Genomic DNA, 17970 nt, shown 5'->3' on the forward strand with positions numbered 1-17970 from the left:
TCGAGTCTCCATTAAGTATTTAAGAGCAACACCTAACGCCTGCAGTTTCGCAGGCGTTTGAAATAAGGGGGACTGACGCTCATGACTATGTTAGACCGTACACCATCACGTGAATTACAAGAACATCTTTGGGTATTCCCTATGGACTACCCGATCAAACTCATAGGCTTTGCCAGCACTGAGTTACATGTTGCAGTGGTTGAAATTTTAGTCAAACATTTCCCTGATTTTGATGGTGAATCGATCCAAGTCCAACCATCACGCACAGGTAAATACCATTCTTTAACTGCCCAATTGCGTTTTGAAGAATTAGAACAAGTTCATCAACTGTATGCAGACCTTGCAGCTTGTCCGTTAATTAAAACGGCGCTGTAATTCAAATGATGTATCAATGAAACACGCTTACGAGCGTGTTTTTTTTGCCTAAATTTTTGATCTATTAAATTCAGCTTATTCACAGAAGAAATCCTCCTACGCTCTAGATCTTTTCTTTATAATTTCAGACATACTTTTTGTTTTATAAGGACGCAAGTGCCGTGTCAGATGCCGTTCTCAAACCACAACTCATTATTCGCCAGTTTGATAATTTAACTTCATATGCTGACCGCTTTGTAGAAATGAAAGCACTGACTGAACAACGAGATGCAGACACACCAGATGAACTTTGGATTTTGCAACATCATGACGTGCTCACCCAAGGTCAAGCTGGAAAACCTGAACACATCCTCATGAGCAGCAACATTCCCGTGGTACAAACGGATCGCGGGGGGCAAGTCACTTGGCATGGTCCTGGTCAGTTGGTTGCCTATTTTATGTTTGACCTCAACCGACTTGGTTGGAACGTCCGCACCTTGGTGTCTTATGCTGAAAACCTAATGATTGAGTTACTCAAAAAATATGAGATTGAAGCCTATGCCAAACCTGATGCACCCGGCGTGTATGTCGATGGACGCAAGATTGGCTCATTGGGTTTTAAAATTCGTAAAGGCCGCAGTTATCACGGTTTGTCCTTAAATATTGATTGTGACTTATTTGGGTTTCACACCATTAATCCATGCGGCTATGCGGGCTTAGAAATGGTGCGTATCTCAGACCTCAAACCAGACTACCCGCACTTTGAAAACTTATGTGCCGACATTATTGAAACTTTACAGCACAGCGGTTACTTTAAAGAAGTTCAAGTACAGCATATATAAAGGCTTTGCTTTTCATGGAAAAATAAATTAGAGTATTTACTCTAAACTAATAATTATTTTTAGAAAGGACAACAGCGAGTGATTAACGTAAATTCAGTGAAACCCGCTCTGCAATTGACCTATGTCAAACTTATGATGGATGTGATTGGCCGAGGATTGGTCATGGCCAGCCAAGTCGATAGTGAAATTCAGCAAGAAGTTGCAAAATTTCCAGCCAATTTCACCTTATCGATGAATGTTTTTCCAAACGGCCCGGCTTTTTTAGCCAAAGTGACCGAAAACCATCAACTCGAACTACTCACTCCAGGAAGTTTAAAGGCAGATTTAACCATCACCTTTAAACATCTAAGCCACGCCTTTTTGGTGTTTTCATTTCAAGAAAGTACAGCACAAGCTTTTGCACACGACCGCATGATTGCAGATGGGGATATTTCCTATGCAATTCGCCTCGTCCGCTGTCTAAATAAAATGGAATCATTGATTTTACCGAAAATGGTCGCTGAACTTGCCGTCAAAGAATACCCAACTGAATTGGGCTTAAAAGAAAAACTCACTGGTGCTGCAAATATTTATCTCAAAGTAGCCCAATCATATTTAAAACGGAGTGCATAACATGGCGAAGCCATATTACGAATTTTTCTGTCCTGTAAAAGTGATCGCTGGTCATGCTGCTTTAGAACACATTCCGTTTGAACTGGCAACATTAGGGGCAACCCGACCTTTAATCATTACCGACAAAGGTGTACGTGCCAATAATTTACTGGCACCCATTGAAGCAGCATTTGAGTCTACCGATGCGGTAATTGGTGCAATTTTTGATGATGTTCCACCCGATTCAAGCTTAGAGACAGTACGTAAAGCGGCCAATTTATATCGTGAACATCAGTGCGATGCGATTATTGCTGTCGGTGGCGGATCGGTGATTGACACCTCGAAAGCCACCAATATTTTGGTATCTGAAGGTGGTGATGACTTACTCAAATACTCTGGGGCACACAACCTACCTAAACCACTCAAACCCTTTTTTGTGATTCCAACCACATCAGGTACAGGGTCTGAAGTTACCATGGTTGCCGTGGTGTCTGATCCAGAGAAAAATGTCAAACTGCCATTCGCATCGTACTATCTAATGCCGCATGCTGCGATTCTCGATCCACGCATGACCCAAACCCTGCCACCGCACTTAACTGCGATGACCGCAATGGATGCCATGACCCATGCCATCGAAGCCTATACATGCATGGCACACAATCCAATTTCAGATGCCTATGCTACAGCTGCAATTAAGAAAGTCAGCAATCACTTGTTTAATGTGCTGGATAATCCAAACGATGCCAACGGCCGCTTAGAATTGGCTCAAGCTTCGACCATGGCTGGCATTGCATTTTCAAACTCGATGGTGGGCCTTGTACACTCACTTGGACATGCCTTAGGTGCAGTTGCACACTTGCCGCATGGACTATGCATGAACCTGTTCCTCCCTTATGTGCTTGAATTTAACAAGGAAGTGAATGGTGACAAGATTGCAGAGCTCCTGTTACCGCTTGCAGGGCCAGACATTTATGCGCAGACTCCTGCCCACTTACGTGCAGACAAAGCCATCAGCACATTACTCACCATGCGTGATCGCTTATTTACCCTAACCAAGTTACCCCGTACCTTGAGTGAAACAGGAAAAGTAACCTTAGAACAACTGGATGAGGTCGCAGAAAAGGCCCTCAACGATGGTTCGATCATTTATAATCCGAAAGAAGCCAGCTTAAAAGATTTAAAAGCAATTTTAGAAAAAGCTTGGTAATTCATAAAAAATCAGCCAATATAGCGACAATCTTAGCCTGATGCTTTTTTAAACATCGGGCTTTTATTTGCCATAAGGAATAATACTTTCCTTATACCTATTGGCATAAAAACTGCTAAAAAATCTGAAAAAGTTACTGACAAAAGCGGCCAAATTAATGTAGATTGGCGCACTTTTGAAATTAAACACAGGGGGGATCGTTCGTCTCAAACGATCCTTATTAAACATGACTGATCCTTGATCAACGATTAAGAGGATAACGCCGTTGACTAATATTTCTGGGACTCAATCGGCAGCTAAACTGCAAAAAACGCTAGGTCTCTGGCACATCATTATTATTGGTTTAGCTTATATTCAACCAATGACATTATTTGATACTTTCGGTTTAGTATCAGAAGAAAGTCATTATCATGTGCCAACGTCATATATCATTGCTTTAATTGCAATTTTATTCACGTCGATCAGTTATGGTCACATGATTCGTCGCTACCCTTCCTCGGGTTCAGCCTATACCTATGCGCAAAAGTCCATCCATCCGAATGTCGGATTTATGGTCGGTTGGTCATCATGGTTAGACTATTTATTGTCTCCAATGGTCAACATCATTCTTGCCGTGATTTACCTTGAAGCCTTATTCCCTGATGTAAACCATTGGGTCTGGGTGGTTGGTTTAACTGCATTTATGACCGCGGTCAACTTACGTGGTGCACGCTTCGTTGCAAACTTTAATGGTTTGATCGTTTTTGTACAGTTAGGTGTGATTGCTTACTTCACGTGGATGGTTTACAGCTTACTTGCTGGTGGCGTCAACGCAGATGGTACTTTGGTCAATGCGAAATATCAGTTATGGAGTTTAGAGCCATTTTGGAATGAGCTTACTTCACTGGGTGCCCTGATTACAGGTGCAACTTTGCTGTGCTTCTCATTCACAGGTTTTGACTCGCTCAGCTCGCTGGCAGAAGAAACAAAAGATACCGAGAAAACACTACCTAAAGCGATTTTCTTAACGGCACTCTTGGCTGGTGTGATCTTTATTATCAGCACCTACTTCATGCAGATTTACTTCCCGAACGATCCAAAGACTTACTTTGAAGATGTTGCTGCAACACAGCCTGACATTTTACAAGCCGTCGGTGGCGTTGCGTTTAAAACGGTGGTGTTGTACTTTGCAATTGTGACTGTTATGGCATCAGGTATTTCGGCACATGCAGGCGTTTCACGCTTAATGTATGTGATGGGCCGCGATGGCGTGATTAACAAGAAGATTTTTGGTCATATTAGCCCGAAAAGCTTCACACCGTCTTATAACATTCTCATTGTAGGTGCTGTAGCATTAACCGCTGGCTTCATGGACTTAGACATCGTTATTTCGATGATCAGCTTCGGTGCATTAACTGCATTTACCTTTGTAAACTTATCGGTGATTTCAAGATATGCACTGCGTGATGGCCGCACAAAGAATATTAAAGATATCTTTAGCTTTGTGATAATTCCAATGTGTGGATTCCTCAGTATCTTTGCCATGTGGCTAGAGATTGAAGAAACCGCGTTGAAATTCGGTTTATGGTGGGCAATGTTTGGTATTTTATACTTAGGTTATAAAACCAAAGGCTTTAAGCAACCTGCACCACAACATAATGAATTTGACGATCCGCTCTAATCTTTCATTCAAAAAGAAAAAGACGCCAAGTGCGTCTTTTTCTTTTTAAACTAGAGCTAAAAAACTAGCCCTTAAATGGTTTAGTCATTTTAGCAATACGCTGTGCATAGGCTTTTGTGGTTTCGAGATCCCCGGCTGGGATTTCATCCGTACTTGCATCCGATGGTGATTGCACCAACAAGCCTACAGAACCACCCAAATTATTTACATCTTGACGGGTTGCCGCTTTACTATTAGCAGGCAATAAGCCCAAGCTTACCCAAATACCGCCATGCTGTGATGCTAGTGTTTGTAGTTGAATTAAGGTCACTTGCTTATCACCATTTAAGCTTGCACTATTGGTAAAGCCACCGAAAATTTTATCTTGCCATGCACGAGTAAACCATTTTTTTGAAGATGCATCGGCAAACTTTTTAAATTGCCACGGCGCAGTGCCCATATAAGTTGGTGCACCAAATACAATTGCATCAGATTGATCCAGTGTCAGCCAATCTTGCTCTGGAATGTCTCCATTTGGGTCAATCTCCACCAGATTTGCACCAATTCCTTGCGCAAAAGTTTGTGCAATCACTTTGGTATGACCATAACCTGAATAAAAAACCACTGAAATATTCGACATTTTAGTTTCCTCTTTTGAATTAGTTGATTGGCATCGCTGCGTCAATCATGATGCTGTGCCACGTAAACCATTAAAAATAAACAGTATGAAATATCTTAAACACTTGCCTGATCGGGCTTAAGTTTCAAATAACTTGCAACTTCAGCGCTTAGACCCTGCTTCAACTGCTGGGTCTTTTCACCGACCAAAACTTCATACGCATTTTGCTCGATGCCTTGAAAGATTTCTTGGGCTACTGTTTCTGACGCAATCTTTGGAATAGGTAATGAACGAGTCAGATCGGTATCAATAAAACCTACATGCACCCCCATGACCTGAATATTAAATTGAGACAACCACTGACGACTTGAGTTGGTATATGACCATGCTGCTGCCTTGGAAATGGCATAACTGGTCAAAACAGTGCTTGGCTCCCAAGATACATCCGAGAGAATATTGACCACATAAGCCTGTTGGCTCTTTTGCAAGATCGGAGCAAAAATTTGCGTCACTCGCATCAAGCCCAACAAATTGGTTTCCAAAATCTTTTGCGTAGTCGCAATGATATTGGCATCGACAGGATGCTCATTTAAAAGCGCAATGCCCGCGTTATTCACAAGAATCGTGGTATCTGCACATTGTTCGGCAGCCTGCTGTATAGACCCTTCATCATTCACATCGAGTTGAATCGGGATTAACCCTTCTTCGTGAAAACTCCCAATCTGGCGCATACCCACATAGATCTTTTTAGCGCCCTGACGACGTGCCTCCCGAGCGATGGCAAGTCCTAAGCCACGATTCGCACCCGTAATAAAAACAACAGCCTCTGAAACTTTCATCATGTGATCCATCCAATTGCCAGTATCTTGCGAAAGCGTAGTCTGATGACAGCACTGCATTAAGTCTGTATTAATGATACACTTATGAAACCTAGTATCAATTAGTTACCACTTGGTAACTAGTCTGATTGATTGTTTCAAATGAAGATAGAATCTAAAAGGAGCATGGTTAGAAATGAATAAGCCAATGAAATTTAATATTTTTCATCCAGATTGTCCTGCTCGTCTTTTTTTTGAAAAATTTGCAGACAAGTGGATTTTATTGATTGTGTATACACTGGATCAGGAGTCACAGCACTTTAATGAGCTCAAGAAAAATGTTTTAGGTATTTCACCTAAAGTACTGTCACAAAAATTAAAGATCTTAGAACGCGATGGTTTTTTGACGCGAACCATTCATGAAGATAACGTGATTCGCGTGGAATACGCGTTAACTGAGATTGGCAAAGACTTTGCTCAAAATGCCTATCAAATGAAAGATTGGGTCGAAGCCAATATGCTTAAAGTTTTAAAATCCAGAGCTGGATTCGATCAAAAGCTAGAAAAAATAGAGCCCGCTTAAGCGGGCTCTATCATAGCAATTTGATTAGGCTAAAGGCTTAAAACCCTGCTGACGCCATGCTTCATACACAATCACAGCTGTCGCATTGGATAAGTTCAAACTGCGCGAGTTTTCAGCCATGGGCAAACGAATCCAATGCTCTTTTGGAAACAGCATACGAATCTGCTCAGGCAGACCACGCGTCTCAGGTCCCATGAGTAAAGCCACGGGGCGATTCAAATCCGAAGTATGCGGCGTTTCCGTTCCTTTGGTGGTTAGAGGATAAATCGCGTTTATATCGACACCTTTTTCAGCTAAACTTGCTAAACACTCATCGAATGTTTCCCAAATTTGCATGCGCGCCCACTCGTGGTAGTCCAAACCTGCACGTTTGAGTTTTTTATCATCCAGTTCAAAGCCGAGTGGCTTAACCAAATGCAGCTGCGCTCCAGTATTGGCACATAAACGAATGATATTGCCTGTGTTTGCAGGAATTTCGGGCTCGTATAAAACAACATGGATCACAGCTTTTCTCTACTCTTTCAATATGGCAATAATTAATCTTGCCACTGTAATTGTTCACGCAAACTTACTACATCACCAATGATGGTCAATGTAGGCGCTTGAATATGATTTTCTTCAACTTTTGATGCGATATCCGCTAAGGTCCCGACCACCACTTTTTGTTCTGGCGTGGTACCTTTCGAAATCAAAGCAACGGGCATGTCTGGGCGCTGCCCATGCTCAATTAACTTTTCACAAATTTTTTCTAAACCAACCAAGCCCATGTACAGCACAAGCGTTTGATTCTGATAGACCAACTCATCCCACGGTAACTCAGGCGAACCTTCTTTTAAATGCCCCGTAAGGAAACGCACGCTTTGCGCATAATCGCGATGTGTCAAAGGAATGCCTGCATAAGCCGAACAACCCGATGCGGCAGTAATCCCCGGCACTACTTGAAATGGTACACCTGCAGCAAAAAGCTCTTGGATTTCTTCACCACCACGACCAAAGATGAAAGGATCACCACCTTTTAAACGGCAAACACGTTGACCTTTTGAGGCATATTCCACCAGTAAGGCATTGATGCCTTCTTGCGGTACAGCATGGTTAGAACGGGCTTTACCCACATAAATTTTTGTTGCATCGCGACGGCAGAGTTCCATAATCACAGGAGAAACCAAACGATCATAAATCACCACATCGGCTTGTTGCATCAAACGCAATGCTTTGAGGGTCAGCAACTCAGGATCACCTGGACCTGCACCAACCAAATATACCTCACCTTTCGGTGTTTTCCACTCCAACAGCGCTTGCTCGATTAAACGATCTGCTTCTACAAGATTGTCATGAAAAACCTGTTCTTTCAGGGGACTTGCATATAAGTCTTCCCAAAAAACACGGCGCTCATCAGGATTAGAAATCTTCGCTTTCACCGCTGCACGCCATTTTCCTGAAAACTCAGCCAGCTTACCCATGCCATGTGGAATACTGGTTTCAAGCTGGGTTCGAATTTGGCGAGATAAGACGGGGGATGTACCATTGCTGGCCACTGAAATCACCAAAGGCGAACGATCGACAATAGCAGGAACCATGAAACGGCAATGCGGTGGATCATCAACACTGTTGACCAGTATTTTCAGCGCTTCACAGTCCTCAAAGACTTGAGTATTCACCGCATAATCATCTGTTGCAGCAATTACTAAACGATAGTCATTGAGTTGAATCTGCGCAGGATATAGCGCTTGGATATATTGCCCTTGGCTTTCTTCAACCAGTTGCAATAAATTTGCATCAATATCAGGAGCAATGATATGAATCACTGCCCCTGCTTTATGTAACAACACTGCCTTACGGTAAGCAATATGCCCACCGCCGACAATCAGACAAGGTTGCTGCTGCAACTTTAAAGAGATTGGAAAAATATCCACGCACGACCTCAATGAGTTTTATCTGACTGTCTTAAAGCAATTATTGTGCACAAAACTGTGCAGTACATCGACTTTATTAGTCAATGTACTCAGCACCGCCCATATATGGACGAAGCACGGTTGGGATTTCAATCGAACCATCAGCACGTTGGTAGTTTTCCATGACCGCAAGTAAAGTACGGCCCACAGCCAAACCTGAACCATTCAGCGTATGTACAAATTCAGTTTTCTTTTGGTCTGCACGGTAGCGTGCTTTCATACGACGCGCTTGGAAGTCACCCATGTTTGAACATGAAGAAATTTCGCGGTACGTATTTTGACTTGGTACCCAAACTTCAAGGTCGTAAGTTTTAGTTGCACCAAAGCCCATATCACCACCACAAAGAATGATCTTACGGTACGGTAAACCAAGTGCTTTCAAGATCCCTTCAGCATGACCTGTAAGCTCTTCAAGCGCTTGCATTGAGTCTTCTGGTTTAACAATTTGCACCATTTCAACTTTGTCGAATTGGTGTTGACGAATCAAGCCACGCGTATCACGACCATATGAACCTGCTTCACTACGGAAACATGGCGTATGCGCTGCATATTTTAATGGTAAACGGTCTGCATCAATAATTTCATCACGCACGAAGTTGGTTACAGGAACTTCCGCAGTTGGAATGAGGTAATACTCTTTTTCACCTTGTAATTTGAATAAATCTTCTTCAAATTTAGGCAATTGGCCTGTACCACGGAGTGAGTCAGCATTAACTAAATACGGCACGTAAGCTTCGGTATAACCATTTTCCAAAGTATGCGTATTCAACATGAACTGGGTAATCGCACGTTGTAGACGGGCAAGTGGCCCTTTGAGCACACTGAAACGAGAACCTGTCAATTTGGTCGCAGTTTCAAACTCAAGACCGCCCATCCACTCACCTAAGTCAGTATGATCTTTAATTTCGAAGTCAAACGTACGCGGCGTACCCCATGTGAGGATTTCCACGTTATCGCTTTCGTCTTTTCCTTCAGGAACAGACTCATCTGGCAAGTTTGGAATGCTGAGTGATTTTGCTTCAAGTTCAGCTTGTAATTCAGACAAAGCGACTTCCGCGGCTTTGATTTCATCACCAATCGCTGACATGCGCGTCATAATTTCTGATGCATCACCACCAGCTTTTTTAATTTGGCCAACTTGTTTTGCACCCGAATTACGTTCAGCCTGAAGAGATTCAGTTTTGGATTGAATCTCTTTACGGCGAGCTTCTAGTGATGCCCATTCTTCAACATTCAGTTGTACACCACGTTTTGCTAAGGCTAAATTTACAGCCTCAATATTATTTCTGAGTAATTTCGGGTCGATCATAGCCAATCTTTTGCAAAGAAAAAAACTGGCTATAGTGTAAGCGCTTCAAGCCGAAAAATACAGTCACGCGATCACTAGCTGTGGCTTATTACAGCAATTTTCATGGCTTTTCTTTGCTCGCTTTTTCTCGTTCAGCTGCATAATCGACAAAACTCGGCAAATATTCCGCCTTAATTAAGCCGTTGGCTTGTTGATACGGTAAAACCAATTCAGACATCCCTTCTGCATAAGACGCTAATTCGTATAAGGGATAGACAAACACCACACCTTTGGCACTCATATAATAATTATCGGTCAGCTTCAATTGCTCGCGTGAAATATTATGATCGGACAGCCACATACTATTGGCACTATACAATGCATCTAATAATTGAGACTCTGTCTTGTCCACCACGATATCACTCAGCGCAACCCGTTTTTTCGTTGCCAAATCTAAGGTGATGTATTCGTTGTGATACATGCCATGTGCGGCACGCGCTGGGTAGTGATAAGACATCAAAACAAAATCAGCATATTTTCCACGCTGCGCCACATAACGGACATCAGACAAAGTTTCACTGAGCATGTTTTCTTCGATTTGTGGCTTTGCTTGCTTTGAGCTTTCAAACGCCACAGGATTGGCTTTTTTCATCCGCTCATCAAAATATTGATTGATCCATGGGACATTGGTGTCCAAGCTGTACAACTGGTATTTGGTGCACCCTTCTTCATCACAAGCAATAGAACGCGCCAATTGTAATGGTCGAACTTTCGCCTCAATCAGTGGCAAGGTCTTTACGACTTGAGCTGGTTTAGCTGTCTCTTCATTTTTTGCAGCGTTACTGTCATTTTGTGGCTGGCATGCGCTGAGCAATCCCGCGCACAACATCATTGCGAAGACAGATCCAATTTTATTGTTATGAAGTAATATCATGATTTACCCGCAGTTAAGTATTCAATAGCACAGACTATACAAAGCACAGCCATAACTTCCCACCACGTTATGTAACTGAACGTGATCCAATAAAAAACCACCCGAAGGTGGTTTTGAACAACAGACTCATATTATTGGTCAATAATGTCTGTGCCTTTAGGCGGAGTAAAATTAAAGGTTGAAGGTGGAATATTGGTATTTACCTTGGTGTTATTAAAACGCACATAGGTTGTTTGTCCCAAAGAATCCTCTAAGATCATTAGCGTTGGCGCATTTTTCGCACCAAAACTGATCGTTAAGCTTTGAAATGCACCATCATTGTTTTTTGGGTACAAGGTATAGTAGGTTTTGCTCTGATTGGGTTGCGTAATACGGTATGCCTTACGAATCTGTTCCGTATTCCCTGACAATAATAGTGCAGGGGTATTCGCCACCTGTTCATCTAAAGTCTGACGAACTGCTTGCTGTAAGTCTGGATCATAAATCCAAACCGTTTTGCCCGAAGTCACAATGGTTTGTTTTGCAGGGCTTGTGGTTTCCCAATAGAATTTCCCTGGACGCTCAACTTTCATCACCCCTTTAAAGGTCTGATTCATATGCTGAGCAGATAAACCTTGTTTCTTCGGTGCTTTAGATGAATTTGTGACTTTGGTGGTTTGCTCAAAGTTAGAACTGATACTTTGAATACCACTCAACTGTTTCACTAAACTCGTCGTCGCTTGTTGCTCCGATGCTGCAACCGGAGCTGCAAATACTGTACTGCTCATAACAGGGCCAAGTGTTACTACACCTACTGTCATTGCACATAAAGTCTTACGAAGCATTTTCATAATCTCACCTTTTATAATTTGCGCAGTCGCAATTTGTTAGATGAGCTATCTTAAATCAAATTTTATGGCTAATAATTGAGAATATAAGAAAATTTGTATATTTATTGGTGCTTAATGTTGTGAAATATCCATCATGATGAAGATAAGATGTGCTCTTTAGATATAGAAAAGCCTCTGAATATGCAGAGGCTTTTCTAACTGAGGTTAAGAATTATCACTGTCATTTCCATTGCCAACCAATTGCTGCACCTGCACCGAAATTACCTTCGCTATTGGTTGTTACAGCTACTTTGTATACATATTTGTTACTTTCAGTCACACCGCTGAGACCAAAAGCATAACCTTGCTCACCTTCCCATGTACCCACGCCGGCACTAAACATATTGTAGCCAGCATCTGTCGGTTGCGGTAAAGATGCTATCGCAATACTTGATGCTACTGCTGCATAGGTTCGATCTTCGAGTTTTCGCATGTCTCGGTTCAAGGCATTTACACGACTATCCGTATAAGCATTTGCTTGATTGAGGGTTTGTTGCCCAACTTGGTTCACATAGGTTTGTGCCTGATTCAAGATATTCGTATCTGCTGCTGCCATTACTTCTGGGCTAATGCCGTTGGTACCATCCGCTCCTTGTGGGCCCTGCGGACCTTGTGGACCCTCTGGCCCCATTGGACCTTGTGGTCCTTGAGTTCCAGAACCATTTCCATGGCCGTTACCATTTCCATGCCCGTTACCGTTTCCATGCCCATTACCGTTTCCATTTCCGTGCCCGTTGCCATTTCCATGATCGTTACCATTTCCCTGCCCGTTACCGTTTCCATGCCCATTACCGTTTCCATTTCCGTGCCCGTTGCCATTTCCATGATCGTTACCATTTCCCTGCCCGTTGCCGTTTCCATGCCCATTACCATTTCCGTACCCGTTACCATCTCCGTTGCCATGCGACCCATGACCATACCCATTTCCATTCCCATGTGACTCGTGCCCTTGTCCCTGTCCTTGATGATTATCCCCTTGGGTTGCCCATGCAGCATTCCCCATGGCCAATACAATACTCAACAACAATAATTTCGGAGTAAGTCTTAGATTCGTAACAACGCCGCTATTCTCAGTGTTTGATCTATGAGAAATACACAACGCTGTCTCTTTCATTATATGGTTTTTTTTCAATTTGACTGTTTTGTTTTACAACAACCATATGGCAGCAGGATTTTTCCAAGACTTTTGTGAATATTCTGTTCATGTCTGTCTGCCTTTCTTTTACTTTTACACTATTATTACGCTCCTTTTTTTGTGACGTATATCACCATTTACTGGTATTTAGTGCTTTATTTCAAAATTTAAAAACACAAGAAAAATAAGCTAACCATATGAATAGACGAAAAAAAACCCACAAAACTGTGGGTTTTTTTACTATTAAAACTTACGCTTCAACAGTTACGTAGCGACGGCCAAACTGACCTTTCACTTCGAATTTTACTACGCCGTCAGCGGTTGCAAACAAAGTATGGTCACGGCCCATACCAACGTTTTGACCTGCGTGGAATTCTGTACCACGTTGACGAACGATGATGTTACCAGCAGTCACAGATTGACCACCGTAAATTTTAACACCAAGCATTTTAGGGTTCGAATCACGACCGTTCTTAGTCGAACCACCGGCTTTTTTAGTTGCCATGTCTCATTACTCCTCGTGATTAGCCTGAAATAGCTGTAATTTTCAACTCAGTGAACCATTGACGGTGACCTTGTTGTTTACGGTAGTGTTTACGACGACGCATTTTTACAATACGGATTTTGTCGTGACGACCATGGCTAACTACTTCAGCAGTTACAGTAGCGCCAGCAACAACTGGAGCACCGATTTGAATGCTGTCACCATTTACTAGCATTAATACGTCATCAAACGTAATAGTTGCGCCAGTTTCAGCTTTCAACAATTCAACTTTAAGGGTTTCACCCTCTACAACACGGTGCTGTTTACCACCGCTTTGGATTACTGCGTACATAATGTACTCCAAACATGCCCGTGTCGTCGTGCCGATAAAGGAAGATATCGATCTTAATACGAACGCCACTGGGGTTAATCAAGGGCAAGGATTTTAAGTGATATTGACTCAAACAACAAGAGATTTGCCGAACTTATTAGACTAAATTAACGATTATTTAATAATCGAGAAAAACTCAATCAACAAATTACAGTTCAACTCTGGCTTGACTTTGCTTACAATGAAATAGATTTTTAAAATCAATCCGCTATAGTATGGATGAATTGATTTTTTAAAATGTAAATAAGCCTACAAATGCAGTACGCTTATACATTGGGGAAATAAGGAACTGTCTTTAGTAAAATATAGCCTCGCACGCTAGTGAGTCTTATTTATGATTGAAATGAATCATTTAGACATGTATCCATATTTACACAATACTGGTAATGCTGATTTTTATCACTTTATATAGATGAGGCCGCTCTTCAAATGACCATCGACTTTAAGCAAGATATTCTCGCCCCTGTAGCTCAAGACTTTGCCACGATGGACACATTTATTAATGAAGGCATTACCTCTAAAGTGGCATTAGTCATGGCGGTGAGTAAACATGTGGTTGAAGCAGGTGGTAAACGCATGCGTCCCATTATGTGTTTATTGGCCGCCAAAGCCTGTGGTGCAGAAGACCTTGAACGCCAACGTAAACTTGCTGCAATCATTGAAATGCTGCATACCGCAACTTTAGTCCATGATGATGTGGTCGATGAATCTGGCTTACGACGTGGTCGCCCAACGGCCAACGCGACTTGGAACAATCAGACCGCTGTACTGGTGGGTGACTTTCTAATTTCACGTGCCTTTGATTTATTGGTCGATCTCGGTGATATGACCTTACTCAAAGATTTTTCTACAGGGACTTGTGAAATTGCCGAAGGTGAAGTGCTACAACTTCAAGCACAGCACCAACCTGAAACCACAGAACAAACGTATTTAGATATTATTCACGGTAAAACGTCACGTTTATTTGAACTGGCAACTGAAGGGGCTGCCATTCTTTCTGGGACACCGCAGTACCGTGAACCACTACGTTTATTTGCAGGCCACTTTGGCAATGCCTTTCAAATCATTGATGATATTTTAGATTACACCTCAGATGCTGAAACATTAGGTAAAAATATTGGCGATGATTTAATGGAAGGTAAACCGACTTTGCCGTTAATCTCAGCATTGAAAAATACAACGGGTGAAGAACATGACATTGTTCGTCGAAGTATTGCGACAGGTGGAACAACAGATCTTGATCAAGTCATTGCTATCGTAAACAGTTCTGGCGCACTAGATTACTGTCGACAACGGGCGCATGAAGAAACCGAAGCCGCACTTCAAGCCTTACAGGCTTTACCTGACAGCCAATATCGTCAAGCACTGGTCAATTTAACCCAACTGGCTTTACATCGAATTCAATAACAAATGATGCTTTAAAATGTTTTTAACTTGCCTATGCATATAAAATTTAATGATCTTTTTTCTCAAATGCAGCAACAGCTTGAGCAACCTCAAGCTGTTTTAAATGATCAACTTTTAATTGAGTTGGTGGAGCGTATTCGTCCAATAGATGCGTATCAAACCGATGAAATCCATCAAAAATTTCAAGCGCTCATTCAAGCATTACTCATCACTCCCGATGCCGCATCGACCTTACAAAGCTTTGTGCTGCGGCTTATTTCCCAATATAAACAAACCAGTCTTTATGCCGATACCGGTATCTTGTCTTTAGACGGATTTTGGAATCAATTGTCGCAGCGTTTAGGGGCACATTTTCTCCCGCTGATTAATGACAAAACTCAACTACAAGATTTAGTCCGTCGCGTTTTCCGCAACCGAAGTGATAAATATTGGCTCGATAACATCCGAGACAGTGACTGGCTACAACTGTTGAACCTGCTCAATCACGGGCATGCCAATCAAAAAGAAAAAGTCAAAATTCGCAGTGAAGTGATTAAAGCCATTACGGTGCTGTCTTATCGGATTAGTGGTATTGGTTTATATCCGGAGTTTATTAATGCGCATCCTGAGCTGACCGAATATGAATCGCCTTTTTTAGTGCAGAACCGCGAAATTGTCGAATTCATTCAACAGTATAAAAAGGCACATCAAGACGCAGAAACCTCGAGTGTGGTTGCCCCACCCGACGCTTCTCAAGCGCTGGTCATGATTGAGCAGTGTCGTGATGTGGTATTGAAAATTCGTCGTGCGACTAGACGTATTGGAGTCAGTGTCAGTTTAACCTATCTGATTTCCTTACTTGAGCAATGCTTAGACCGCGTCGAACTGTTGCTCAATTTAATTGTAGAAGAAGGCGAAGTACACTATGAAGCGGTGAGTATGCTCTTGGTCGATATTACCGCTGCGATTTATAGCGAACGCAGCGTACGCTCTCTACTCACTACCAATAGTGAACTAATTGCGTTACAGGTAACTGAAAATGCCAGTAAAACCGGGGAACACTATGTAAGTACAGACAAACAAGGCTTTTTAGCCATGTATAAGTCCGCAGCGGGTGCAGGAGTTATTATTGCCATTATGGCAACGCTCAAAACCTTGTCGGCACGTATGGTCATGGCACCACTCATGCAAGCCTTTATTTACAGTATGAATTACTCACTAGGTTTTATGCTGATTCATGTCTTGCACTTTACTGTAGCGACCAAACAACCCGCAATGACTGCTGCAGCCCTTGCAGCAACAGTACAACACCGCAAAGGTTCTAAAACCGCGCAAATTGCTGAATTAGCAGCATTGATTATCAATATTATCCGTACCCAGTTCATTGCTATTTTGGGAAATATCTCGATTGCCATACCCGTTGCAGCCTTTATTGCATGGGCTTGGGCAACGGGGCTACACGAACCGCTGATGACACATGCAAAAGCCAGCAAAACACTACACGACCTGAATCCATTTACCTCTTTAGCCATTCCCCATGCTGCTATTGCTGGCGTGTGTTTATTTTTGTCAGGTCTGCTGGCGGGTTATTTTGACAATATGGCGGTTTATCGCAAAGTTGGCCCACGCTTAAAAGCACACCCTCGCCTCAAAACAATCATGGGACAAGAACGACTCGACAAATTTGCAGGCTATATAGAACGTAACTTAGGTGCGTTAGCGGGTAATTTTTTGTTCGGAATTATGCTAGGAAGTATGGGAACGATTGGCTATATTTTGGGTTTACCCCTAGATATTCGCCATATTGCCTTTGCTTCAGCAAACTTCATTCAAGGCCTGATGAATATTAATGGTAGTCCTGAGATTGGCTTGATTATTGTATCTTTCCTCGGAGTGCTCGCTATTGGTCTAACGAACTTATTTGTCAGTTTTACCCTCACGATTATTGTGGCTTTACGTGCACGTCGAGTTCGATTTGAACAATGGAAACCTTTAGCAAAATTGGTCCTCACCCATTTTCTGACTCGCCCTAGTGATTTCTTTTGGCCCCCGAAAGTCCCACTTGAAGTTGAAGAAAGTTCAAACAGTACAAAACACCATCCAAAATGATTTTGTACTGATTTTGAGCTCTTGTTACACTGTAAACAAAATTTTATACATGATTAATCAACACTTGAATTAAAGTGTACTGATGAGTACACTTTAACCCAGTAAATAACCGCGCTTAAATCGGTTGAAATGACACGAGTTCCAGCATGCCTTACTTGTTGCTTTTTATCGGTATTATTTTATTTATAATCAGTGCATTAGTTCTAAGCATTCAACCACTTACAGATTTAGATCTGGCGATGGTCGAATATTTCAGCACATTAAGAACTGAGCCTATAGATAAACTTGCAATACTTTTATCAGCACTCGGTGGCATGCCGTTTGTATTATTTCTAACCACTCTATGGTGTTTCCATCGTGCATGGTATAAAAAGTATAGAGATGTTGTTTTTATTGGTTTAGGCGTTGTTGGAAGTATTGCTTCTGCTTGGCTACTTAAATTTCTAATTTCAAGACCACGCCCACCAGAAATGTTTCACCTAGTGACGAGCTATGGTGCTTCCTTTCCGAGTGCGCACAGTATGTATGCTGCCACTTTGGCGTGTCTTGCCATTTTCTTAAGTCGACCATTTTCTGCACATCGTCATGTTGTATCCATTGCTCTTTTATGGATGCTGATGATGGGAATTTCAAGAGTCTATCTTGGAGTACATTTCCCATCCGACGTTCTCGCAGGTTGGAGCATTAGTATTATCTGGATTTCACTGCTTTACATCTTGTGCGGCAGATATACCCAATTAAATACACATTATTTTTAGATAAGAATCTA

19 protein-coding genes and 1 pseudogene are annotated in these 17970 nt (G+C 42.1%); 9 read left to right on the plus strand and 11 right to left on the minus strand.

From position 1 onward, the window contains the following. The first annotated feature begins 87 nt into the window (after nucleotides 1–87). The 5 genes from AC4CUX_RS02875 (at nucleotide 88) to AC4CUX_RS02895 (ending at nucleotide 4654) form a co-directional block, all read left to right on the plus strand. On the plus strand, nucleotides 88–375 hold the full coding sequence (locus AC4CUX_RS02875; protein ID WP_039890011.1) for a YbeD family protein: 288 nt from the start codon (nucleotides 88–90) through the stop codon (nucleotides 373–375). A 161-nt stretch (nucleotides 376–536) separates the two neighbouring features. Further along, nucleotides 537–1196: a lipoyl(octanoyl) transferase LipB gene (lipB, locus tag AC4CUX_RS02880; RefSeq protein ID WP_010327322.1), complete on the plus strand. Its 660-nt coding sequence runs from the start codon at nucleotides 537–539 to the stop codon at nucleotides 1194–1196. 132 nt (nucleotides 1197–1328) lie between these two features. Then, nucleotides 1329–1808: a hypothetical protein gene (locus tag AC4CUX_RS02885; protein WP_216076700.1), complete on the plus strand. Its 480-nt coding sequence runs from the start codon at nucleotides 1329–1331 to the stop codon at nucleotides 1806–1808. A 1-nt stretch (nucleotide 1809) separates the two neighbouring features. Continuing rightward, nucleotides 1810–2994, plus strand: a complete 1185-nt coding sequence (locus AC4CUX_RS02890) for an iron-containing alcohol dehydrogenase (protein WP_148825626.1) — start codon at nucleotides 1810–1812, stop codon at nucleotides 2992–2994. 265 nt (nucleotides 2995–3259) lie between these two features. Then, nucleotides 3260–4654, plus strand: coding sequence for an APC family permease (locus AC4CUX_RS02895; protein WP_004695470.1), 1395 nt, complete (start codon nucleotides 3260–3262; stop codon nucleotides 4652–4654). A 64-nt stretch (nucleotides 4655–4718) separates the two neighbouring features. Here AC4CUX_RS02895 and AC4CUX_RS02900 read toward each other — a convergent pair whose 3' ends face one another. Beyond that, nucleotides 4719–5273, minus strand: coding sequence for a flavodoxin family protein (locus AC4CUX_RS02900; protein WP_279043455.1), 555 nt, complete (start codon nucleotides 5271–5273; stop codon nucleotides 4719–4721). A gap of 95 nt (nucleotides 5274–5368) precedes the next feature. Beyond that, nucleotides 5369–6151 (minus strand): SDR family NAD(P)-dependent oxidoreductase, encoded by a 783-nt coding sequence (locus AC4CUX_RS02905; RefSeq protein ID WP_279043453.1) that lies wholly within the window; start codon nucleotides 6149–6151, stop codon nucleotides 5369–5371. Nucleotides 6152–6266: 115 nt separating this feature from the next. Between AC4CUX_RS02905 and AC4CUX_RS02910 the strand changes: the two genes are divergently transcribed. Next, the gene (locus AC4CUX_RS02910; protein ID WP_151835879.1) at nucleotides 6267–6653 is read left to right on the plus strand and encodes a winged helix-turn-helix transcriptional regulator; all 387 of its coding nucleotides are present in this window, start codon (nucleotides 6267–6269) and stop codon (nucleotides 6651–6653) included. 24 nt (nucleotides 6654–6677) lie between these two features. Here the strand turns inward: AC4CUX_RS02910 and AC4CUX_RS02915 are convergent, their stop codons facing one another. The 9 genes and pseudogenes from AC4CUX_RS02915 to rplU form a co-directional block, all read right to left on the minus strand. After that, nucleotides 6678–7157: a tRNA (cytidine(34)-2'-O)-methyltransferase gene (locus AC4CUX_RS02915; RefSeq protein WP_279043451.1), complete on the minus strand. Its 480-nt coding sequence runs from the start codon at nucleotides 7155–7157 to the stop codon at nucleotides 6678–6680. Nucleotides 7158–7189: 32 nt separating this feature from the next. Then, on the minus strand, nucleotides 7190–8566 hold the full coding sequence (cysG, locus tag AC4CUX_RS02920; RefSeq protein WP_490792162.1) for a siroheme synthase CysG: 1377 nt from the start codon (nucleotides 8564–8566) through the stop codon (nucleotides 7190–7192). A 76-nt stretch (nucleotides 8567–8642) separates the two neighbouring features. Beyond that, nucleotides 8643–9914 carry a serine--tRNA ligase gene (serS, locus tag AC4CUX_RS02925; protein WP_004695457.1) on the minus strand — a complete coding sequence of 424 codons (1272 nt, stop codon included), beginning with the start codon at nucleotides 9912–9914 and terminating at the stop codon, nucleotides 8643–8645. A 100-nt stretch (nucleotides 9915–10014) separates the two neighbouring features. Next, nucleotides 10015–10827, minus strand: a complete 813-nt coding sequence (locus AC4CUX_RS02930) for an RsiV family protein (RefSeq protein WP_490792163.1) — start codon at nucleotides 10825–10827, stop codon at nucleotides 10015–10017. 131 nt (nucleotides 10828–10958) lie between these two features. Further along, nucleotides 10959–11657 (minus strand): outer membrane lipoprotein periplasmic chaperone LolA, encoded by a 699-nt coding sequence (gene lolA, locus AC4CUX_RS02935; RefSeq protein WP_151835884.1) that lies wholly within the window; start codon nucleotides 11655–11657, stop codon nucleotides 10959–10961. Nucleotides 11658–11877: 220 nt separating this feature from the next. After that, entirely contained in the window at nucleotides 11878–12252 is a 375-nt protein-coding gene (locus AC4CUX_RS02940; RefSeq protein ID WP_490747467.1) for a YadA C-terminal domain-containing protein, read from the minus strand. A gap of 84 nt (nucleotides 12253–12336) precedes the next feature. Beyond that, nucleotides 12337–12810, minus strand: a pseudogene (locus tag AC4CUX_RS02945) (hypothetical protein); the annotation flags it as partial. Between the two features lie 271 nt (nucleotides 12811–13081). After that, complete coding sequence (gene rpmA, locus AC4CUX_RS02950; RefSeq protein ID WP_004695443.1) at nucleotides 13082–13336, minus strand: 50S ribosomal protein L27; 255 nt, start codon at nucleotides 13334–13336, stop codon at nucleotides 13082–13084. A 19-nt stretch (nucleotides 13337–13355) separates the two neighbouring features. Further along, nucleotides 13356–13667, minus strand: coding sequence for a 50S ribosomal protein L21 (gene rplU / locus AC4CUX_RS02955; RefSeq protein ID WP_004695441.1), 312 nt, complete (start codon nucleotides 13665–13667; stop codon nucleotides 13356–13358). A gap of 468 nt (nucleotides 13668–14135) precedes the next feature. Here rplU and sdsA point away from each other — a divergent pair, with 468 nt between their 5' ends. The 3 genes from sdsA (at nucleotide 14136) to AC4CUX_RS02970 (ending at nucleotide 17959) form a co-directional block, all read left to right on the plus strand. Then, nucleotides 14136–15113: an All-trans-nonaprenyl-diphosphate synthase gene (gene sdsA, locus AC4CUX_RS02960; protein WP_078389125.1), complete on the plus strand. Its 978-nt coding sequence runs from the start codon at nucleotides 14136–14138 to the stop codon at nucleotides 15111–15113. 33 nt (nucleotides 15114–15146) lie between these two features. Then, complete coding sequence (locus tag AC4CUX_RS02965) at nucleotides 15147–17201, plus strand: site-specific recombinase (protein WP_490792164.1); 2055 nt, start codon at nucleotides 15147–15149, stop codon at nucleotides 17199–17201. A 146-nt stretch (nucleotides 17202–17347) separates the two neighbouring features. After that, nucleotides 17348–17959 carry a phosphatase PAP2 family protein gene (locus AC4CUX_RS02970; RefSeq protein WP_004695435.1) on the plus strand — a complete coding sequence of 204 codons (612 nt, stop codon included), beginning with the start codon at nucleotides 17348–17350 and terminating at the stop codon, nucleotides 17957–17959. Nucleotides 17960–17970: the final 11 nt, after the last annotated feature.

It is taken from the genome of Acinetobacter sp. 231_lipA, from assembly GCF_058243005.1.